Below are 21,262 nucleotides of genomic sequence, written 5' to 3' on the forward strand. Positions count from 1 at the left end.
CGCGCACTCCGTGTGAGGTTTGGTTCGGCCGTGGGCCATCATAAACCCGAATTGCACTTTGAGCACCGTCCTCGCTAGCGACGGTCGCCGCCACCGGTACACATATCTACTGCCCACGGACCAACCCGCCCGCCGATAGTCCTGGCCTCACATCCAGCAAGGACTCGACATGCCAGATCCAGGCACTACCTCACCCAGCCCTCAGTACGCCGCCATCGAGCGCAAGATTCCCACCTGGCTCAAGCAAGCTCCGCCAGACATCCATCGCGCGATACGCGCACAACAACACGCCCCGACCTGGCTGGCATCGGCCCTCCAACAACACCCCGAAGTCGCCAAGGCCTGGCAGCAGGAACATGCCCGGCATCGCGAACATCAAGCGCAGGTACAGGCGCTGTTCGAGCACCTGCCCGACCTCGAGACCTACGCGGCCGAGGCCCTGACCAACGCCATCAAGCAGCGCTTCGGGCTCGACCTCGATGTACGCCATACGTATCTGGTCGATGCCCGCCTGATCGACACGGCCAACGCCGCCGACGCCCGCCAGGCCATCAACCAGGCGACCCGCTCGCTGCTGCACAGTGCCCTGCACAACTTCGACCGTGATGCCGCTAGCGAACACGGCATGGACGCGCCCGACGCCCTGCTGAAGAGGTCCGTCATCCTCGACCACCGGCGCTTCATGGGGACTGTCCCGCTCATCAACACCGTCGCGATCACCGCCGAAGACTTCGCCGACCTCTGCCGTACCCTGGACATCGGCGGCACGTTCCACGACCTGGTACAGGCCATCTACAAACCAGTTGCCACAACGCAACGGAGTGCCAGCGATGCCGCGCAAGCCGTTTATCAAACCTTGTGCCGCGCCGAAGTCTCGGCGCTCAGGCAATCCCTGCATTTCGCCCGCCTGAAGGGCGATATCAGCGAGGCGTTCTACACGGCCATCCTTGCCGCGCCACTCGACCAGCCACCCTCGACCAATGCGCAGGTGACATTCAACCTGCTCGAGCTATGGGAGTCGGAGCTGACCGGCGTCGTGCTCATTGCAGCCAAAGGGCAGTCGAACGTAGCCCTGTACATCCCCGAAGACAGCGTCGAGCCCCTCAAGGAGTTCGCCAACCGAGAGGCCCTGCACAGCGCATTGCGCGACAGGCTCCAGGCCAACCTCCGCTATCTGGACAAACACATCGCCGACCGTGACAAGGCAACGGTCACCGCCCGCCTCAAGGACCGTCTGACGCCCCTGGGCTGGAGCATCCACGGCCTGCAGGAGCGGATCCCGGATCCACAGGCCAAGCTGTACCCGGTTGCACAACCCTTCAACCAGACGTTCCTGAATGTCATGACGTCCCAGAAGGCCCAGCGCCACCTCGATGACGCACAGTTCCATGCCACGCCAACCGCCATCGTCGATCTACGCGCCGCCCAGGCCCACCGTAGCTTGATTGCCGGACGCGTGTTGCTGGCCTTGAACATTGCAGGCTTCTTCGTGCCAGGACTCGGCGAAGTGATGCTAGCCGTGTGCGTGGCGCAACTGGCCCATGAGGTGTTCGAGGGCATCGAGGCCTGGGAGAACGACGAGCGTGATACCGCTCATCGGTACATGGTCGATGTGATCGAGAACGTGGCGGTCATGCTGGCGCTCCACAAGGCGGCCAGCGCATTGAAACGCTTGAAGGGCGCCGAGGGGGCAACGCCAGAGGAAGAGGTCGATCAGCCTGAGGTAGAGCACATACCTGTGGAAACACCCTCTTTCATCGAAGAACTGAAGGAAGTCGAACTCCCGGATGGCAGCCGACGCCTGTGGAAGCCCGACCTGACCCCTTTCGCCCAAGAGCCCACCCTCCCCGCCCAGGTCAACCCGGACCAACTGGGGCTGTACCGTCATGACGGCAAGCTCTGGCTACGCCTCGATGGCAAGCACTACTCACTGAATCTGGACAGCCACACCGGCATCTACCGGATCGAACACCCCAGCCGGCCTCTCAGCTACCAGCCCGAGTTGCGTCACAATGGCGAGGGTGCCTGGCTGCATGAGCTGGACCGTCCCCGGGAATGGCAGGGCATGCGCTTGTTCCAACGCCTTGGGCAGCCAGCCGAGTCGCTCGACGAGCAGGACGCCGCACGCATCCTGCGGGCCTGCGACATCGACGAAAATGTCTTGCGCAGGATCTTGAGTGAAAACCAGCCAATCCCCGCCCCGTTGAGGGATACACTGATGCGCTTCAAGCTCGACCAGGAAACCCTGGATGCCTTTCCGAACGCGACCACCAGCGCCAGGCGCGGCGAGTTCGCCAGACGCTACCAACAACCCTCGCCTACCCAGGCGCCTGGCGCCGCGGTACTGCAACACCTTTACCCGCAATTGCCGGATGTTCATGTCAGAGAGCTGCTGCACAACACTTCGTCCGCAGAACTGGAGCAGTTGATTGCCGGCCGGGTGCCCAGGCGCATCGGTGAAGAAGTCCGCCTGATGCAGCAACAGCTGCGTCTGACGCGTGCCTACGAGGGTTTGTACCTGAGCACGGTGGACAACCCCGACACCGATCGACTGATCCTACATTCCTTGCCGCAGTTACCGGGCTGGTCCGCCGAAACGGCCATCGAGCTCAACCGCGGAATCCTGCCGGCCGCGACGCTCGACCGAATCGGCGGTGACGACGCCCCCGCAAGCATCATCCATCACACACCCCAGGGCTACCGCCTGGCGGACACAACCCATGACTCACTCTACGAGGCGTTGTTCGCGGCGATCCCTCAAGCGCAGCGCGAAGCACTCGCGCCCGCCGGGATACGCGATGCTCAGACACTTGCCACGCACATCCAGCAAGCGCCCCTGCCTCGCTGGGCTCTGCGCAAGGCACTGAAGATGCAGCGCCCCGGACCACGCTCGCCCATGCGCCTGGCCGACGGCCGCCTGGGTTATCGCCTGAGCGGCGACGGCAAGCTACCTGAACAACCCAGCAGGGCCAGCTTGTTGTCCCAATTCGAGGAGATTACCGACGCGCACACCGCCGAGCAGGCACTGACCGCACTGGAAGAAGACGGCAATTCACCAGGCCAGATCCAGGCCAGAATCGAACAACTGCGCGCCGAACGCCAGGAACTGCGCCAACACTTGGACACGGCATTTTCCGGAGCTGGCCAGATTGATCGACTGGGTGCACGCAGGGCCAACCGAGAAGACATCGAGACAGCCCTGTGGCAACACTGGCTGCCCAGTGCCGTGCCTGAGCTCGGGCAGGCGAGCGGAACCCTGCGCCTCTCGCGGATGTTCATTGCCGAATTTCCCCAGCAACTGCCGGCGTTCATCGGCTCACGTGTCCGTCGCCTGCAGCTGGACAACATCGAACTTGATCATTCGCAGGACGCCAGCCTCACCACCGCACAACTCGATGCGCAGCTGAGCAATCTGTTCCAGCACTTCCCCAACCTGTCGGCGCTGGAGATCGAGCGCGACTTCAACACACTCCTCGACGTCTCGCCGCTGTCCCGCAATTTGTCCTTGATCACCAACAGTTTCCCACAGCTCAGCGAGCTGAGACTGCTCAACCAGAATCTTGCGCTCGACGCGCCCGCCTTCGAACGCCTGGCCACCCTCGATAACCTGCATCACCTGGACTTGAGCGGCAACAGCCTAGCAACCCTTGAACTGCCCGGCCTGCGCCTTGGTTACCTGGGGCTGGATCGCTCAGGGCTGATGCGCTGGCCTGCCTGGTTGAATCAGGCCACACTGGAAAACATCGACACGCTGTCCCTGCGCGGCAATCGGCTCGGCGAAATTCCCAGCTTCCTGCTGGAAAGCCCACGCCTGACCGACCACCACACGCGCATTCACCTGCAGGACAACCGGCTATCCGACCGACAACGCCTGGCCCTCTACATCAGCCAGTACACCCCAGGCCACAGGTTCGTGTTCGACCTGGATGCCAGCAGCATCACCGAGAATTACCGCGTGGTCCGCGAGGCCGTCGATCCGTGGCCTACGGCACCAGGCCCGAACGGTGCCCCGAGTGCTCTGGATACACAATACCGAACGCGGGTCAGGCACTCGATTCTCGACTACTGGGAACGCTTGCTGCGCAATGACATGGAAACGGATTTGCGCCTGGACGCCATGAGGCTGGCCGACTTTCCCACCGACCTTCCCGATGTGTTCTACGACAGCACCTTGATCATCAGGCTCACCCGCACCCAGATGACCGCCGAGCAGCTCGACCAGTGGCTACAGCCGTTCCAAAACATCACCTATCTAACGCTCGACAATCACATCCAGCTGCTGCAACGACTTCCAGAAGCCCTTACCACCCGGCCCTCGATCTATCGACTGGACCTCATCAACCATGGCCTGCCGATCAACGACCAGATGCTGCGAATCATCACTCGCATGCCCGCGCTAAGGTGGCTGGATCTTTCGGGCAACTTGTCCGGCCCGACCCTGGCTACCCTGGTCAGGCAACTGCCACGCCTGAACCGCCTGGCATTGCGCGACATGAACTTCGAGGCGTGGCCGGACTGGTTGAATGCGAACATGCCCAGGGATGCACTGGACCTGCGGGACAACCGCCTGACCACCCTGCCCCAGGCGATCCTCGACAACCCGCACAGCAACACCGAGAGCATTAGTCTGCTGCTCGAGGGCAACCCATTGAGCGAAGACACGATGCGCACCGCCTATCTGTCACAACGCTTCGACCGCACCTATACCTTCGACATGGACGTGACACCGGACTTCCTTATGGCATTGCCAATGGATGCCGAGGGCAACCTGGTGCCCAGCCCACCAAGGCCGGGCGTTGCCGGCGATATCCCGTTGAACGGGCATGCCCACCCACACTGGCGCCAGGTGTTCGAGCCCGACGTCCAACCCTGGCTCGAAGGTAGCGCCGACGCCACACGGCAAACGCACAGCCAACAATGGAACCGACTGCATGAGGACGGTGACGCGGACCACCTGCTGCAACTGGTCACTCGGCTGACGCAATCACGCCCATACCAAGTTGCCCAAAGCAGGCCAGCGCTGATCGAACGCGTATGGCGGGTCCTGGACATGGCGGACAACCAGGCCGAGCAGCGGGTACTGTTCAACGCGCTGGCGACGGATGCGATCCTCGACGACACCTGCGAGGACGGCATGCTGTTGCAGTTCCAGCAAATCGAACAGGCCTATTTCACGGCAATGGCCACCGCAGAAGCGGAGGGCCCGGACCGCGAAGCCAACCTGTTCGACCTGCTGCGGCGTCTGTTCCGCCAGGACAGGCTGGACCGTATCGCCCAGCGGCATGTAGAGGAACGCCATTCGCTGGACGCCGTCGAAGTGCACCTGGCCTACCGCCGCCACCTCGCCACGGCCCTGCGGCTACTGAGCCCCGCCGACGAAATGACCTACGGCGCCGATGTCGACTCGCAAGACGCCACCGTAGCGTTGTTGGAGATACTCGTGGCAGAGGAACGGGATGAGTTCATCGACTTTGCCTTGCAGACACCCTTCTGGACCGACTACCTGCGCGATGCCTACGCCGACGACTTCACGTCGTTCGACAGGGCGTTCGAGGATGCGGTGGAGGCCTTGTCGACCCAGGACCCCGAGGCCAGCCTGGATTCCTTGGCCCCCGCCACGCGGCTCCTGGAGCAGCAACGGGACAGGGATGTCAGGGAGCAGATGGACATCCTGACCTATCGCATCCGCAACCAGAGCCGTGCCAGCTCGACGTAAGCGAAACTCAAGCGCCCCCTTGTCATCAAGGGGGCCCCGGGATCAGCGTCCGTAGCGCTCCTTGCCCCACTGCAAGGTCGCCTCCAGCAGGCGCCGCAAGACCTTCTGGGTCGGTTGCGCCAGGTCTTCGCGGTAGTGGAAAGGCTCGACCTCTTCCATGTAGGTGCTCTGCGCCAGCTCCAATTGCACCGCATGTATGTTGTTTGCCGGGTCACCGTAGTGCCGGGTGATATGCCCCCCCTTGAAACGCCCATTGAGCACATGGCTGTAGCCTTGGGCGTCGCCGCACACGCCCTGCAGTCGCTCGGCCAACTCGGGATCGCAACTGGCGCCGTTGAAAGTGCCCAGGTTGAAATCCGGCAGCTTGCCGTCGAACAGGTGCGGGATCAGCGAGCGAATCGAGTGGGCGTCCCATAGCAACGCATAACCGAACTCGGCACGCAGCCGATCAAGCTCGCGACGGATCGTGCCGTGATAGGGGCGCCAGATTTGTTCCAGATAGCTCGCCCGTTCGGCGCTGGAGGGTGCCTTGCCTTCGTTGAACAGTGGCTCGCCATCGAACAGCGTCGCCGGATACAGACCGGTGGTGGCGCCAACATACAGCGGCTTGTCGTCATCCGGGCGGTTCAGGTCTATGACGAAGCGCGAATACTCCGCCGCCACCACGCTGGCGCCCAACTCGCGAGCGAAATCGTACAGGCGTGGTATATGCCAGTCGGTGTCCGGCAAGCTGCGGGCCTGGTGGACCAGGCCGTCGCGTACCGCGTCGGTCAGGCCCAGCCCGGCATGGGGCATGCTGATCAGCAGGGGCAAGCGGCCCTGGTGGAAACTCAATACCTTGTCCATGCGCCCTCGCTCAGTTGGATATCTCGTGGCCCAGGCGCACTACGCGCTTGGGCAAGTCACCGCCGAGCCAGTAGCTGAGGTCGGCGGGCCGCTCGATCTGCCAGGCGATGAAATCAGCGACCTTGCCCACCTCCAGCGAGCCGTGGCTGTCACCCAGGCCCAGCGCGGCGGCGGCGTGCACGGTGACACCGGCCAAGGCTTCCTCAGGGGTCATGCGGAAACAGGTGCAACCCATGTTCAGCATCAGCCGCAGCGACAGCCCTGGCGAAGTGCCGGGGTTGAGGTCGCTGGCCAGGGCGATCTTCACGCCGTGTCGGCGCAGGGCATCCATCGGTGGCAACTGGGTTTCGCGCAGGAAGTAGAACGCCCCAGGCAACAGCACGGCAACGGTGCCGGCCTCGGCCATGGCAATGGCGTCCTCTTCGGTCATGAACTCCAGGTGATCGGCCGACAGCGCCTGATAGCGGGCTGCCAGGCTCGAGCCATGTAGCGACGATAACTGCTCGGCATGCAGCTTGACCGGCAAGCCCAGCTCACGCGCCTTGATGAACAAGCGCTCGACCTGGACCGGGGAAAACGCCAGGTGTTCGCAGAAGGCATCCACCGCGTCCACCAGGCCCTCGGCGGCCAACGCCGGGAGCATCTCGTCGCAAATATGGGCAATGTAGTCGTCGGCTCGCCCCGCGTACTCCGGCGGCAGGGCATGGGCCGCCAGGCACGTGGTGCGCACCGTCACCGGCAACTCCTCGCCCAGGCGCCGGGCGACACGCAGCATCTTGCGCTCGCTGTCGAGGTCCAGGCCGTAGCCGGACTTGATCTCGATCGTGGTCACCCCATCGCGCATCAGCGCCTGCACCCGCTGACGGGCGCTGGCCAGCAGCTCATCCTCGCTGGCCGCACGGGTGGCCCGCACGGTGCTGGCGATACCGCCGCCCTGGGCGGCGATTTCGGCATAGCTGACGCCCTGCAGGCGCTGCTCGAACTCACCGCTGCGGTTGCCGCCAAACACTGCGTGGGTATGACAGTCGATCAGCCCCGGGGTGACCCAGGCGCCGCCCAGGTCGACGACACGGTCGGCCGCCACTGGCGGCACATCCGCGCGCGGGCCGATCCATTCGATCTGCCCAGCGCTGGTGACGATCGCCGCGTCCTCGATGGCCGAGTAACGGCCTTCGCTCATGGTCGCGGCATGACAGTGCTGCCAGAGGGTTCTCATCAGCTTCTCCTTTTTACTTCAGCGGTGCAGCTCGGCAGCTTCCCGGGCCCGTTCGCCATTACCCGCGCGTGGCTTGCACCACAGCAGGTAGGACGCGACCAGGAACACCACCCAGATTACACCGACGATCAACGCTGCCTGGGTATCCGGGAAGTAGCCCAGTACACCGAAGATGAACAGCATGAAGGCAATGGCCATGGCCGGCCCATAAGGCCAGAACGGCACGGGGAATTTCAGCTGCGCCACTTGCTCGCGGCTCATGCCGCGGCGCATGGCCACCTGGGTGACCAGGATCATCAGCCACACCCACACGGTGGCGAAGGTGGCGATCGAGGCGATCAGCAGGAACACGTTCTCCGGAATCAGGTAGTTGAGCAGCACGCCGACCAGCAGCGCCGCGCCCATCACCACCACCGTCATCCATGGCACGCCATGTTTCGACAGTTTGCCGAAGCCACGCGGCGCCTGGCCGTGCTGGGCCAGGCCATACATCATGCGGCCGGCGCCGAAGATGTCGCTGTTGATTGCCGACACGGCCGCAGAAATCACCACGATATTCAGCACGGCGGCGGCCGAGCCGATGCCCAGGTTGCTGAAGATCTGCACGAACGGGCTGCCTTGGCTGCCGATCTGCGGCCACGGGTACAGGCACATCAGCACGAACAGGGTGAGCACGTAGAACAGCAGGATGCGCAGCGGCACGGCGTTGATCGCCTTGGGAATGACCCGCTGTGGGTCTTTCGCTTCACCGGCGGTGACGCCAATGATCTCGATACCGCCGAAGGCGAACATCACCACGGCGAACGAGGCGATCAGGCCGCCGATGCCATTGGGCATGAAGCCGCCATGCTCGAACAGGTTGCTCACCCCGACCGCATGCCCGGTGCCCACCTGGCTGAAGCCGAAGGCCATGATGCCCAAGCCGGCGAGGATCATCGCGACGATGGCGCCGACCTTGAGCAGCGACAGCCAGAACTCCATCTCGCCGAACACCCGCACGTTGCACAGGTTCAGACCGCCGATCAGGAAGACGATGCCCAGCACCCAGATCCAGCGGGCGACCTCAGGGAACCAGAAGCCCATGTAGATACCGAAGGCGGTGACGTCGGCGATGGCGACGATGACCATCTCGAAAGCGTAGGTCCAGCCAAGGATGAAGCCGGCCATGGGGCCGAGGTAGGTGCTGGCGTAGTGGCCGAAGGAGCCGGCCACCGGGTTGTGCACGGCCATCTCGCCGAGGGCGCGCATTACCATGAACACAGCGGCGCCGCCGATCAAGTAGGCCAGCAGCACGGCCGGGCCGGCCATCTGGATGGCTGAGGCCGAACCGTAGAAAAGCCCGGTACCGATAGCCGAACCGAGCGCCATGAAACGGATGTGCCGGGCCGATAGCCCGCGCTTGAGACCTTGAGCTTGTTGCATGTCACGTCCTTATTGTTGTTCTGGTCGTGAGAATGAAGGGGGCTGCTGCGCAGCCCATCGCGGCACAAGGCCGCTCCTACAGGGGAACGCATTGCCTGTGTAGGAGCGGCCTTGCGCCGCGAAGGGGCCGCAAAGCGGCCCCCGAAGGCATTACAGGCTTGGCAGGACCCCAACCGGCAGCAGGCCAGTCAAGGTGCCTTTGGCCAGCAGCGCGGCGGCCGCCTCGATATCCGGGGCGAAGAAGCGGTCGCGGTCATAGTGCGGCACTTCGCGGCGCAGCGCCTGGCGCGCCTGCTCCAGCTTGACCGAAGTCTTCAGACCCTTGCGCAGGTCCAGGCCCTGGCAGGCGCCCAGCCATTCGATGGCCAGCACGCCACGGGTGTTCTCGGCCATTTCCCACAGGCGCTTGCCGGCGGCCGGGGCCATCGACACGTGGTCTTCCTGGTTGGCCGAGGTCGGCAGGCTGTCGACGCTGTGCGGATGCGACAGCGCCTTGTTCTCGCTGGCCAGCGCGGCGGCGGTGACCTGGGCGATCATGAAGCCGGAGTTGACCCCACCGTTTTCCACCAGGAACGGCGGCAACTGGGACATATGCTTGTCCATCATCAGCGAAATGCGGCGCTCGCTCAGCGAGCCGATTTCGGCGATGGCCAGGGCGATGTTGTCGGCGGCCATGGCCACCGGCTCGGCGTGGAAGTTGCCACCGGAGATGACATCGCCTTCGGCGGCGAACACCAACGGGTTGTCCGACACGGCGTTGGCTTCGATGCCCAGCACTTCGGCAGCCTGGCGGATCTGGGTCAGGCACGCGCCCATGACCTGCGGCTGGCAGCGCAGCGAGTACGGGTCCTGGACCTTGTCGCAGTTCTTGTGCGACAGCGACACTTCGCTGGAATCGCCCAGCAGGTCGCGGAAGCAGGCGGCAGTGTCGATCTGGCCACGCTGGCCACGCACGGCATGGATGCGCGCATCGAACGGCGAACGCGAACCCAGCGCAGCCTCGACGCTCAGGCCACCACAGGCGATGGCGGCGGCATACAGGTCTTCGGCCTGGAACAGGCCACGCAGGGCATAGGCGGTGGACGCCTGGGTACCGTTGAGCAGGGCCAGGCCTTCTTTGGCGGCCAGGGTCAGCGGCTCCAGGCCGGCGACGGCCAGGGCTTCGCTGGCCGACAGCCACTGGCCTTTATAGCGGGCCTTGCCCTCGCCCAGCAGCACCAGCGACATGTGCGCCAGTGGCGCCAGGTCGCCGGAGGCGCCAACCGAGCCCTTGAGCGGAATGTGTGGATAGACTTCGGCGTTGACCAGGGCGATCAGCGCGTCGATGACTTTGCGGCGGATACCGGAGAAACCACGGCTGAGGCTGTTGATTTTCAGCACCATGATCAGCCGCACCAGGTCATCATCCAGCGGCGCGCCGATACCGGCGGCGTGGGACAGCACCAACGAGCGCTGCAGGTTCTCCAGGTCGTGGCTGGCGATGCGGGTCGAGGCCAGCAGGCCGAAACCGGTGTTGATGCCGTAGGCGGTGCGGTCCTCGGCGATGATCTGCTCGACGCAGGCGACACTGGCGTCGATGGCCGGCGCAGCGCTGGCATCCAGTTGCAGGCGCACCGGGGCGGCGTGGATGGCGCGCAGCTGGGCCAGGGTCAGGGTGCCGGGCTTGAGGGTCAGTTCGGTCACTTCGCTACTCCAATCGCTTGGGGCCACGCGGGGCCCCTTCTTGTTGTTCAGTATCACCCCTGAAGGGTGCGATCCAAAGCGCGGCGATCAGCCGGTGATCATCGGCAGGTCCAGGCCCTGCTCCTTGGCGCAGTCAATGGCGATCTGGTAACCGGCATCGGCGTGGCGCATGACGCCGGTGCCCGGGTCGTTGGTCAGCACGCGGGCGATGCGCTCGGCGGCTTCATCGGTACCGTCGCAGACAATGACCATGCCCGAGTGCTGGGAGAAGCCCATGCCCACGCCACCGCCGTGGTGCAGCGAAACCCAGGTGGCGCCGCCTGCGGTGTTGAGCAGGGCGTTGAGCAGCGGCCAGTCGGAGACTGCGTCGGAGCCGTCGCGCATGGCTTCGGTCTCGCGGTTGGGGCTGGATACAGACCCCGAGTCCAGGTGGTCACGGCCGATGACGACTGGCGCCGACAGCTCGCCGCTGCGGACCATTTCGTTGAAGGCCAGACCGAGCTTGGCGCGCAAGCCCAGGCCAACCCAGCAGATACGCGCCGGCAGGCCCTGGAAGCTGATGCGCTCGCGGGCCATGTCCAGCCAGCGGTGCAGGTGGGCGTCGTCCGGGATCAGTTCCTTGACCTTGGCGTCGGTCTTGTAGATATCTTCGGCATCACCCGACAGCGCGGCCCAGCGGAACGGACCGACGCCGCGGCAGAACAGCGGGCGAATGTACGCCGGCACGAAGCCTGGGAAGTCGAAGGCGTTGGCCACGCCCTCTTCCTTGGCCATCTGGCGGATGTTGTTGCCGTAGTCGAAGGTCGGGATGCCTTGCTTCTGGAAGTCGAGCATGGCCTTGACGTGCACGGCCATCGATTGCTTGGCGGCCTTGACCACGGCAGCCGGGTCGGTCTGCGCGCGATCGCGGTACTGTTCCCAGGTCCAGCCGGCCGGCAGGTAGCCGTTGAGCGGGTCGTGGGCGCTGGTCTGGTCGGTGACCATGTCCGGGCGTACGCCACGCTTGACCAGCTCCGGCAGGATTTCGGCGGCGTTGCCGTGCAGGGCGATGGAGATGGCCTTGCCTTCGGCGGTGTATTTGGCGATGCGCGCTAGGGCGTCGTCCAGGTCAGAGGCCTGTTCATCGACGTAACGGGTTTCCAGGCGGAAATCGATGCGGCTCTGCTGGCACTCGATGTTCAGCGAGCAGGCCCCGGCCAGGGTCGCGGCCAGTGGCTGGGCGCCGCCCATGCCGCCCAGGCCTGCGGTCAGCACCCACTTGCCCTTGAGGCTGCCGTTGTAGTGCTGGCGGCCGGCCTCGACGAAGGTTTCGTAGGTGCCCTGGACGATGCCCTGGCTGCCGATGTAGATCCAGCTGCCGGCGGTCATCTGGCCGTACATGGCCAGGCCCTTGGCATCCAGTTCGTTGAAGTGTTCCCAGTTGGCCCAGTGCGGCACCAGGTTGGAGTTGGCGATCAGCACGCGCGGGGCGTTGCTGTGGGTCTTGAACACGCCGACCGGCTTGCCCGACTGCACCAGCAGGGTTTCGTCGTCTTCCAGGCGGGTCAGGGTCTCGACGATCTTGTCGTAGCATTCCCAGTTGCGCGCGGCGCGGCCGATGCCGCCGTACACCACCAGCTCTTTCGGGTTCTCGGCGACCTGCGGGTCGAGGTTGTTCATCAGCATGCGCAGCGGTGCTTCGGTCAGCCAGCTCTTGGCGGTCAGCTTGTTGCCGCGCGGGGCACGGATTTCTACGTCACGGTATTTGTTGTTGTCAGTCACGGGGATGTCCTCTGCGGTCGTCCGACGGCATGTGTGTGTCGTGGCGACTATACAAACACATCTTTACTTGTATGTACAAGCATAGGCAACCAAAAAAGACCGACCACTCCTCGGACGAAAACGCAAAGCCGCTCCTACAGGGAACCGCGTCAGCCAGGGCAAACGCGGACAATGTAGGAGCGGCCTTGTGTCGCGAAAGGGCTGCGCAGCAGCCCCGGCTATCTCAACGTGTAATGAGCTCTATCAGGCAGAACCGCCCCTGCACATCCAGCTCCAGCAACCCCTCGCCGCCATCGATCCGCAGACAGTCATACCGCCCAAGCTGCTGCGCGCCCTCCCCGACCACCCCCACCTCGACATGATTACCGGCGGCGAACAGCAACAGCGTCGACGCCGAGCTGAACACCCGACTGCTGCCATCGAACCATTGCAAGCGCGCCTGATACCGCTGCGGCGCATAGATCAGGTTGAAATCGCGGATCGCCCCGCCCAGCAGCTTGCAACTGACCTGGCTCTCGCCGCTGAAGGCAAATGCATCGAATGGCAGCAGCGGCCGACTGGCCTGGCCATCGACCAACAGGCGCATGCCATCGCCCTGCAACACGGTAATGATCCGCTGGTAGCCAGTGAACGTGGAAAACCCACCAGACTCCTCGATATCGGCGATCGACAGCCGCCAACCGAAACCGTCCAGGCTGTCGCCGGCGTCACGGGTGATCTCTTCGGTGAAGCCACCACCGTTCTTCCAAGGCATGCGCGGGTAATCACAGGCGCGCAACAACTGCAGATGGCTCATTTGCTGAATCGTCCTTCCAGGCGATGACGGGAACCGGGGTGGATCAACCGCGCGGCGGTCACCGGCTGGCGGCCCGACCAGGTGCGGCGGCGGATCAGCAGGCACGGCTCGCCCCGCTCGATCTGCAACAACTGGCATTCTTCAGGCTCGGCGAGAATCGCCTCGACCACGTGCTCGCCCTCGGTGAGCGGCGCCACTTGCGACAGGTAGGCATACGGCGTCTGCCGAGTGAAGTCCTGCTTGAGGTAGTCAGGCGCGATAGCAGCATTGACGTAACGGTCTTCGATCTGCACCGGCACGCCGTTTTCGTAATGCACGATCAGCGAATGGAACACCCGCTGGCCTTCGCGCATGTCCAGGGCCAGGGCGCGCTCGGAGCCGGCGGCCTCCTCGGCCAGGGTGATCACCTGGCAGCTATGCTGGTGGCCACGGCCGGCGATCTCGTCGGCGATATTGTTGACCTCGAACAGCGCCGAGCGGCTCTTGGGCTCGGCGACGAAGGTGCCGACGCCTTGCATGCGCACCAGCAGGCCTTCGGCGGTCAGCTCGCGCAGCGCGCGGTTGATGGTCATGCGGCTGAAGCCCAGCTCGCTGACCAGCTCGCTCTCCGAGGGCACCCGGTGATGAGGCGGCCAGCTGCCGCTCTCGATCTGCTGGATGATCATCTGTTTCACCCGGGCGTAGAGCGGCGCCGGCCCTTCGCCCATCTGGGCAACCAGCGCGGAGACAGGAGGTGTCGGCACGGCGTTGAATCCTTGTTCGGTTGGCGTGAACGGTAGCTTGCCGGAGTTTACCCGGCAGGCAAACGGCTGTATATGTATATACAAGTTAACAATAACAGGATTTCACCGATGTCCGCCTATTTCGCCGAACGCGCCCTGCTGCCCAGCGGCTGGGCCCGCAATGTCCGTCTGGAGGTCGGCGCCGATGGCCGGCTGGCCGCGATCATGGCCAATGCCGGCGCCGCGGGCGCCGAGCGCCTGGCCGGGCCGTTGCTGCCGGGCATGCCCAACCTGCACTCGCACGCATTCCAGCGGGCCATGGCCGGGCTGGCGGAAGTGGCCGGCAACCCCAACGACAGCTTCTGGACCTGGCGCGAACTGATGTATCGCCTGGTCGGGCGCATCACCCCGGAGCAACTGCAGGTCATCGCCCGCCAGCTGTACATCGAGATGCTCAAGGCCGGCTACACCTCGGTGGCGGAATTCCACTATGTACACCATGACCAAGGCGGCCAGGCCTACACCGACCCTGCCGAACTGTCCCGGCGCATCAGCGTCGCCGCCAGTGCCAGCGGCATCGGCCTGACCTTGCTGCCGGTGCTCTACAGCCACTCGGGCTTTGGCGGGCAAGCCCCCAACGACGGGCAACGCCGCTTCATCAATTCAACCGAACAGTACCTGCGCCTGCAGCAGCAGCTTGCCCCGCTGCTGGCACAACAGCCGGCGCAGCAACTGGGGTTGTGCTTCCACTCGTTGCGCGCCGTCACCCCCACGCAGATTGCCGAGGTGCTCAGTGCCAGCGACAAGGCGTGCCCGATCCATATCCATATCGCCGAACAGCAAAAGGAAGTCGATGACTGCCTGGCCTGGAGCGACCGCCGGCCGCTGCAGTGGCTGTACGAGCATGTCGATGTGGATAAGCGCTGGTGCCTGGTCCACGCCACCCACGCCGAAGCCGACGAAGTCAGCGCCATGGCTCGCAGCGGCGCGGTGGCCGGATTGTGCCTGACCACCGAGGCGAACCTGGGCGACGGGATCTTCCCGGCAGTGGACTACCTGGCCCAGGGCGGGCGCATGGGCATCGGCTCGGACAGCCATGTATCGCTCAGCGTGGTTGAGGAACTGCGCTGGCTGGAGTATGGACAGCGCCTGCGCGACCAGCGGCGCAACCGGCTGTATCGCGGTGACCAGCCGATGGTTGGCCGCACGCTCTACGATGCCGCGCTAATGGGCGGCGCCCAGGCGCTGGGGCAGCCGGTCGGCGAGCTCGCCGTGGGCAAGCGCGCGGACTGGCTGGTGCTCGATGGGCAGGATCCGTACCTGGCCGTGGCCGACGGCGATGCCATCCTCAACCGTTGGCTGTTCGCTGGCGGCGACCGCCAGGTGCGCGATGTGATGGTCAACGGACAGTGGGTGGTGCGCCAGGGGCGGCATGATCAGGAAGAGGAAAGTGCGGTGGCGTTTGTGGCGGTCCTGCGCCAACTTCTAGCCTGAACGTGGTCCCTGTAGGAGCGGCCTTGCCGAGGCGTCGGACCGGTCGGAAAGGGCCGCATAGCGGCCCCGGCGATATGTGCATTAATGCTGAAATCCTGGGGGCGCTTCGCACCCCTTTCGCGACGCAAGGCCGCTCCTACAGGGGACCGCGTCAGCCTGCGGCTCAATGCCGGGCGACAATGTTTCTGTCAGGCGTCCGCCAAATCAGCCGATTGGTGTCATAGCCCTGCTGCCGCGCCTTGGCCAGCAGGTTCTCCCGCTCCCACGCCGGCAAAGAAGGCGTACGCGAAAGAATCCACAGGTACTTGCGATCCGGGCTGCCAACGATCGCCGTACGGTAGCGCTCGTCGACGAACAGGATCCAGTAGTCACCCCTGGCCACGCCCGGCACCAGGCGAGTAAACCAGTTGTCGAACTCCACCCACAGCTTGTCGGTGTGCCCTGGTTCCTGCAGCGAGGCATGGCCTTCGGCGCGCAGCCACTCATCGCCCAGGGTGCGGCAACGGTTGAGCACGCCGACCGTGCCATCAGGCTTGAGGTTGTAATGGGCCTCGGACTGGGCGCAGCCGTCCTGGTACTTCATCGGCAGGCGTGCCAGCTCGAACCATTTGCCCTGGTAACGCTTGAGGTCGACCGCACCTGCGGTCTTCGGCGCCAGCGGGTCGGTGGCCGAGGTGGCGCAGCCACCGAGCAGCATCACCAGGCACACGCCCAGCAGCAGGTGCAGACGCCTCATTTGAGGCCCTGCCCGGAATACATCAGGACCTTGTCCGCGGCATATTGCACGCTGATGAAGCTCTTCTCGTCACCCCAGGTGCAGCTGCTCATGCCCAGGGCGCCAGAGCACTCCTTCGGCGTGCCGAGCAGTTGCTCGACCTCGGCCTTGTTCATGCCGGCCTTGAGCTTGGAATAGTTTTCCTGGTTGATCTTGCTGCAGGCGGTCAGGACGACGCACAAGGACAACAGGGCGAGGGAACGCAACGACATGAGGGGACACTCCTGGAGGTGGATACACAGGCGCGAGGGCCTGCAGGGAGCTTAGAAGGAAAAATGTCGTTTCGGTTCCCTGGCACAGGTGCTTTGCCTGTACGCCATTGGTCGGGTGGCCTGCCACGCAATCATGTGAGGCGCCTTGCGCGCCAGGCAGGCCGTGCAGGAGCGGGCGCTCCTGCAAGGCAGGTACTGCGTCAGAACCGCGAGCCGGGCTCCAGCAGGAAGTCCATCTCTTCGCTGGTGCTCGGGCGGTTCAGCACCAGGTTGCGGTGCGGGAAGCGGCCAAATCGGGCAATCACCCGCTGGTGCTGCTCGGCGTAGTCGAGGAAGCCTTCGAACAGCCGACGATTGGCTTCCGGCTGTTCGTCCAGCAGGATCTGATACCGCTCGACACACAGGTTCTGCCAGTCCAGCACCTCGGCATGCTCCAGCACCAGCAGCACGAACACGCGCTGGATCGGCAGCAGCTGATAGTCCCAGCCCTTCTGCAGCCCCTGCATGGCCACCACCTGCGCCCGCCGGTCACCGTCGAAGGCTCGTGGCGTGTCGCGGTGGATCATCCGTGGTAGCTGGTCCAGCAGGATCAACAGGCCCAGCCAGCCCTGCGGGCTCTGCTGCCACTCATCGAGACCGCCCGCCAGGGCCTGCTCGACCAGGTCGCCGAACAGGGCATGGGCCTCGGCATCATGGTGCTTGCCGAACCACAGCGTGTTTTTCTCGTCAGCCACGGCCTGGGCACTGCTGCCCCAACCGAACCACCATTCCAGCAACGGCTGCCAAGGTGCAAGCATGGGTTATTCCTTGTGGTAGGCGGTGACGCGCTCGACCTCTTCCTTCGAGCCGAGGATCACCGACACACGCTGGTGCAGGCTCTCTGGCTTGATGTCGAGGATGCGCTCGTAACCGTTGGTGGAGGCGCCACCGGCCTGCTCGATGATGAACGACATCGGGTTGGCTTCGTACATCAGGCGCAGCTTGCCCGGCTTGCTCGGCTCACGGGCGTCGCGCGGATACATGAACAGGCCGCCACGGGTCAGGATGCGGTGCACATCGGCGACCATCGAAGCGATCCAGCGCATGTTGTAGTTCTTTTTCAGCGGGCCGGTCTCGCCAGCCAGCAACTCGCCCACGTAACGCTGCACCGGGGCTTCCCAGTGGCGTTGGTTGGACATGTTGATGGCGAATTCGGCGGTGCTTTCCGGCACACGGATGTTTTCGTGGGTGAGGACGAAGCTGCCCAGCTCGCGGTCCAGGGTGAAGCCCTTGACGCCATTGCCCAGGGTCAGGATCAGCATGGTCTGCGGGCCGTAGATGGCGTAACCGGCGGCGACCTGCTGGGTGCCCGGCTGCAGGAAGGCGTTTTCGTTCAGGGTCTCGTTCTGGCTCAGGTACTCGTTGGGGCAACGCAGGACCGAGAAGATGGTGCCGACCGACACGTTGACGTCGATGTTCGACGAGCCGTCCAGCGGGTCGAAGACCAGCAGGTAGGCGCCTTTCGGATACTTGCCCGGGATCTGGTAGGCATTGTCCATTTCCTCGGACGCCATGCCGGCCAGGTGGCCACCCCACTCGTTGGCCTCCAGCAGGATGTCGTTGGAGATCACGTCGAGCTTCTTCTGCACTTCGCCCTGCACGTTTTCGGTGCCCATGCTGCCCAGCACGCCGCCGAGGGCGCCCTTGGACACGTGGTGGCTGATTTCCTTGCACGCGCGCGCCACCACTTCGATCAGGAAGCGCAGATCGGCAGGGGTATTGTTGCTGCGGGTCTGCTCAATCAGATAGCGACTCAGGGTAACGCGGGACATGTGTGGCTCCGAAAGGGAAAGGGGTAGAAAACCCCCGCAGTTTACAGGGAGAGTGGCAGGCTAGCGAGCAAAGAGACTCGCCTGGGCTGTCAGACGATACATTGGGTCGGTAGTTCAGCCCGCGCCAGGCCGATGGTCGGGCGCGGCTCCATTCGCGGGCAAGCCCGCGCCCACAGAAGCGTGTGGCGATCCTGTGGGAGCGGGCTTGCCCGCGAATGACCTCACGTCAATCCAAAGCCTTCCAGATCTCGGTCGCATACTCGCGGATGGTCCGGTCCGACGAAAACCAGCCCATCCGCGCTGTGTTGAGCACCGCCATGCGCCACCAGTCCTGTGGCGCGTGCCACAGCTCCTCGACCCGCCGCTGGGCATCCCAATAGGCATCGAAGTCAGCGCACACCAGGAAGCGGTCATAGGCGATCAGCCCATCCACCAGCCCGGCATAACGCGCCGGGTCGTCCGGCGAGAACACTCCGCTGCGGATCGCCTGCAGCACGTCGCCCAACCGATGCGAGGTAGCAACCGCCGCCGCCGCGCCAAAATCGCCGGAACGCCCACGCGCCTCCACCTGCTGGGCGGTCAGGCCGAAGATGAACATGTTCTCGGCGCCCACCTGTTCGCACATCTCGACATTGGCGCCATCCAGGGTGCCGATGGTCAGCGCGCCGTTGAGGCCGAACTTCATGTTGCTGGTGCCGGAGGCTTCGTAGCCGGCGGTGGAGATCTGCTCGGACAGGTCGGCCGCCGGGATGATGCTCTCGGCCAGGCTGACGTTGTAGTTGGGCAGGAACACCACCTTGAGCAGCCCGCGCACGGTCGGGTCGTTGTTGACCACCCGGGCGATATCGTTGGCCAGCTTGATGATCAGCTTGGCCTGGTGGTAGCTGGCGGCAGCCTTGCCGGCGAAGATCTTCACCCGCGGCACCCAGTCGGTGCCCGGGTCGTTGCGCATGGCCTGGTACAACGCCACCGTGTGCAGCAGGTTGAGCAACTGGCGCTTGTACTCGTGGATGCGCTTGACCTGGACGTCGAACAGCGCTTCTGGATTGACCGTCACCCCCAGCCGGTCCTGGATGATGCTGGCCAGGGCGCGCTTGCTGTGCAGGCGCTGGGCGGCGAACTGTTTGCGGAAGGTGACCTTGTCGGCGAAAGGCGCCAGCCCCTTGAGCTTGCCTTCCGGGTCGTCCAGCACCTCCGGGCCCAACGCCTCGATCAGCATCGCCGTGAGCTGCGGGTTGGCCTGGTACAACCAGCGGCGGAAGGTGATGCCGTTGGTCTTGTTGTTGATCCGTTGCGGGTAGAGCTTGTGCAGCTCGGCGAACACCGTGCTCTTCATCAGCTTGCTGTGCAGCGCCGACACGCCGTTGACGCTGTGCGAACCGAGAAACGCCAGATTGCCCATGCGCACCCGCCGGCCATTGTCTTCTTCGATCAGCGACACCGCGCGCAGCACGTCGAAGTCGTGCAGGCCTTTCGCCCGCAAGGCGTCGATATGGTAGGCATTGATCAGGTAGATAATCTGCATGTGCCGCGGCAACATGCGCTCCATCAGCGCCACCGGCCAGGTTTCCAGGGCCTCGGGCAGCAGGGTGTGGTTGGTGTAGGCCAGGGTGCCGACGGTAAGCTCCCAGGCCTTGTCCCACGGCACCTCATGCTGGTCGACCAGCAGCCGCATCAGCTCGGCCACGGCAATCGACGGGTGGGTGTCGTTGAGCTGGATCGCCGCGGCGTCCGGCAGGTTGAGCAGGTCCTTGTGCATGTTCAGGTGACGGCGCAGCAGGTCCTGCAACGAGGCGGAAACAAAGAAATACTCCTGGCGCAGGCGCAACTCCTGGCCGGCTTCGGTGCTGTCGGCTGGGTACAGTACCCGCGAGATACTCTCGGCCCGCGCCACCTCGGCCACGGCGCCAAGGTGATCGCCGGCATTGAAACGCTCCAGGTGCAGCTCCTCCAGGGCCCGCGCCCGCCACAAGCGCAGGGTGTTGACACTGGCGCCGCGCCAGCCGACCACCGGCGTGTCGTAGGCCACCGCGCGCACCGTTTCCCCCGGCCACCACACCTGGCGCGGGGCGCCATGGCTGTCGTGCACCGTTTCGACGCTGCCGCCAAAGCTGATCGGATAGATTACCTCGGCGCGCTCGAACTCCCAGGGGTTGCCGAAATCCAGCCAGTTCTCGGTCTGCTCCTGCTGCCAGCCATCGACCACGGCCTGGCGGAACAGGCCATGCTCATAGCGGATGCCATAGCCGTGGGCGGCGATGCCCAGGGTCGACATGCTCTCCATGAAACACGCCGCCAGGCGTCCAAGGCCGCCGTTGCCCAATGCCGCGTCGGGCTCCAGCAGGCGGATACGCTCCAGATCCACGTCCAGCCCCTGCAGGGCTTCGCGGGCGATCTCCAGGTAGCCGAGGTTGCTCAGGCTGTCGTACAGCAGCCGGCCGATGAGGAACTCGAGGGAGAGGTAATAGACCCGCTTCTGGCTGCGCCGGTAGGCCCGGCGGGTGTGGTCCATCCAGTGGTCGACCATGTGGTCGCGGGCCGCCAGGGCGATGGCCTCGAACCAATCGTGATCGAAGGCGTGCTCCGGGTCCTTGCCGACCGCGTAGGTCAGCTTGGCCAGTACCGCGGCGCGAAAAGCCGCCACCTCGTCTTCATGGGCCTTGGCGTCACGGGCTTTGGGTTGCTGGGACATGGGACATCCTCGGGCAAGTGGGCGAAAGCGCGGGAAGATTGTTCAGCCTAGACGCTCTGACACACAGCGACAGCGACGGTTCGCGGTTTTCATGCACGGCGCGGGAATCGGGCAAA

General features: G+C 64.5%; 14 protein-coding genes. 2 read left to right on the forward strand and 12 right to left on the reverse strand.

From position 1 onward, the window contains the following. Positions 1-169 precede the first annotated feature (169 nt). On the forward strand, positions 170-5,716 hold the full coding sequence (locus HU772_RS22995) for an NEL-type E3 ubiquitin ligase domain-containing protein (RefSeq protein WP_186656494.1): 5,547 nt from the start codon (positions 170-172) through the stop codon (positions 5,714-5,716). A 42-nt stretch (positions 5,717-5,758) separates the two neighbouring features. On the opposite strand, the gene hutG is transcribed toward HU772_RS22995, so the two are convergent. The 7 genes from hutG to hutC all read right to left on the reverse strand — a co-directional run bounded on the left by hutG (position 5,759) and on the right by hutC (position 14,147). Next, the gene (gene hutG / locus HU772_RS23000; protein WP_186656496.1) at positions 5,759-6,562 is read right to left on the reverse strand and encodes an N-formylglutamate deformylase; all 804 of its coding nucleotides are present in this window, start codon (positions 6,560-6,562) and stop codon (positions 5,759-5,761) included. 10 nt (positions 6,563-6,572) lie between these two features. Beyond that, positions 6,573-7,778 (reverse strand): imidazolonepropionase, encoded by a 1,206-nt coding sequence (gene hutI, locus HU772_RS23005; protein WP_186656498.1) that lies wholly within the window; start codon positions 7,776-7,778, stop codon positions 6,573-6,575. 18 nt (positions 7,779-7,796) lie between these two features. Next, the gene (locus HU772_RS23010) at positions 7,797-9,200 is read right to left on the reverse strand and encodes an amino acid permease (RefSeq protein WP_186656502.1); all 1,404 of its coding nucleotides are present in this window, start codon (positions 9,198-9,200) and stop codon (positions 7,797-7,799) included. 150 nt (positions 9,201-9,350) lie between these two features. After that, entirely contained in the window at positions 9,351-10,883 is a 1,533-nt protein-coding gene (gene hutH / locus HU772_RS23015; protein ID WP_186656504.1) for a histidine ammonia-lyase, read from the reverse strand. A gap of 87 nt (positions 10,884-10,970) precedes the next feature. Further along, positions 10,971-12,644, reverse strand: a complete 1,674-nt coding sequence (gene hutU / locus HU772_RS23020) for a urocanate hydratase (RefSeq protein ID WP_186656507.1) — start codon at positions 12,642-12,644, stop codon at positions 10,971-10,973. 223 nt (positions 12,645-12,867) lie between these two features. Then, entirely contained in the window at positions 12,868-13,440 is a 573-nt protein-coding gene (locus HU772_RS23025) for a HutD/Ves family protein (protein WP_186656510.1), read from the reverse strand. Then, positions 13,437-14,147, reverse strand: a complete 711-nt coding sequence (gene hutC / locus HU772_RS23030; protein ID WP_186656735.1) for a histidine utilization transcriptional repressor HutC — start codon at positions 14,145-14,147, stop codon at positions 13,437-13,439. The genes HU772_RS23025 and hutC overlap by 4 nt, the downstream gene beginning before the upstream one ends. Positions 14,148-14,291: 144 nt before the next feature. Between hutC and HU772_RS23035 the strand changes: the two genes are divergently transcribed. Further along, positions 14,292-15,656 (forward strand): formimidoylglutamate deiminase, encoded by a 1,365-nt coding sequence (locus HU772_RS23035; RefSeq protein WP_186656513.1) that lies wholly within the window; start codon positions 14,292-14,294, stop codon positions 15,654-15,656. 163 nt (positions 15,657-15,819) lie between these two features. On the opposite strand, the gene HU772_RS23040 is transcribed toward HU772_RS23035, so the two are convergent. From HU772_RS23040 to HU772_RS23060, 5 genes are all read right to left on the reverse strand, one after another. Continuing rightward, the gene (locus HU772_RS23040) at positions 15,820-16,392 is read right to left on the reverse strand and encodes a lipocalin family protein (RefSeq protein WP_186656516.1); all 573 of its coding nucleotides are present in this window, start codon (positions 16,390-16,392) and stop codon (positions 15,820-15,822) included. Further along, complete coding sequence (bamE, locus tag HU772_RS23045; protein WP_011536093.1) at positions 16,389-16,643, reverse strand: outer membrane protein assembly factor BamE domain-containing protein; 255 nt, start codon at positions 16,641-16,643, stop codon at positions 16,389-16,391. Before bamE ends, HU772_RS23040 begins: the two co-directional genes overlap by 4 nt. Before the next feature lie 200 nt (positions 16,644-16,843). Beyond that, positions 16,844-17,440, reverse strand: coding sequence for a DUF924 family protein (locus HU772_RS23050; protein WP_186656519.1), 597 nt, complete (start codon positions 17,438-17,440; stop codon positions 16,844-16,846). A 3-nt stretch (positions 17,441-17,443) separates the two neighbouring features. Further along, positions 17,444-18,454 carry a class 1 fructose-bisphosphatase gene (locus HU772_RS23055; protein ID WP_186656521.1) on the reverse strand — a complete coding sequence of 337 codons (1,011 nt, stop codon included), beginning with the start codon at positions 18,452-18,454 and terminating at the stop codon, positions 17,444-17,446. Positions 18,455-18,680: 226 nt separating this feature from the next. Beyond that, a complete protein-coding gene (locus HU772_RS23060; RefSeq protein WP_186656530.1) occupies positions 18,681-21,146 on the reverse strand; it encodes a glycogen/starch/alpha-glucan phosphorylase in 2,466 nt (821 codons plus the stop codon). Positions 21,147-21,262: the final 116 nt, after the last annotated feature.

It is taken from the genome of Pseudomonas xantholysinigenes (assembly GCF_014268885.2).
Classification (GTDB): domain Bacteria; phylum Pseudomonadota; class Gammaproteobacteria; order Pseudomonadales; family Pseudomonadaceae; genus Aquipseudomonas; species Aquipseudomonas xantholysinigenes.

What these genes read in the sequence shown, in the direction of transcription:
- HU772_RS23040 (WP_186656516.1), bottom strand. Translation starts at nt 16,392, where the DNA reads ATGAGGCGTCTGCACCTGCTGCTGGGCGTGTGCCTGGTGATGCTGCTC.
- bamE (WP_011536093.1), bottom strand. Translation starts at nt 16,643, where the DNA reads ATGTCGTTGCGTTCCCTCGCCCTGTTGTCCTTGTGCGTCGTCCTGACC.
- hutI (WP_186656498.1), bottom strand. Translation starts at nt 7,778, where the DNA reads ATGAGAACCCTCTGGCAGCACTGTCATGCCGCGACCATGAGCGAAGGC.
- HU772_RS22995 (WP_186656494.1), top strand. Translation starts at nt 170, where the DNA reads ATGCCAGATCCAGGCACTACCTCACCCAGCCCTCAGTACGCCGCCATC.
- HU772_RS23010 (WP_186656502.1), bottom strand. Translation starts at nt 9,200, where the DNA reads ATGCAACAAGCTCAAGGTCTCAAGCGCGGGCTATCGGCCCGGCACATC.
- HU772_RS23025 (WP_186656510.1), bottom strand. Translation starts at nt 13,440, where the DNA reads ATGAGCCATCTGCAGTTGTTGCGCGCCTGTGATTACCCGCGCATGCCT.
- HU772_RS23035 (WP_186656513.1), top strand. Translation starts at nt 14,292, where the DNA reads ATGTCCGCCTATTTCGCCGAACGCGCCCTGCTGCCCAGCGGCTGGGCC.
- HU772_RS23055 (WP_186656521.1), bottom strand. Translation starts at nt 18,454, where the DNA reads ATGTCCCGCGTTACCCTGAGTCGCTATCTGATTGAGCAGACCCGCAGC.
- hutC (WP_186656735.1), bottom strand. Translation starts at nt 14,147, where the DNA reads ATGGGCGAAGGGCCGGCGCCGCTCTACGCCCGGGTGAAACAGATGATC.
- HU772_RS23050 (WP_186656519.1), bottom strand. Translation starts at nt 17,440, where the DNA reads ATGCTTGCACCTTGGCAGCCGTTGCTGGAATGGTGGTTCGGTTGGGGC.
- hutG (WP_186656496.1), bottom strand. Translation starts at nt 6,562, where the DNA reads ATGGACAAGGTATTGAGTTTCCACCAGGGCCGCTTGCCCCTGCTGATC.
- HU772_RS23060 (WP_186656530.1), bottom strand. Translation starts at nt 21,146, where the DNA reads ATGTCCCAGCAACCCAAAGCCCGTGACGCCAAGGCCCATGAAGACGAG.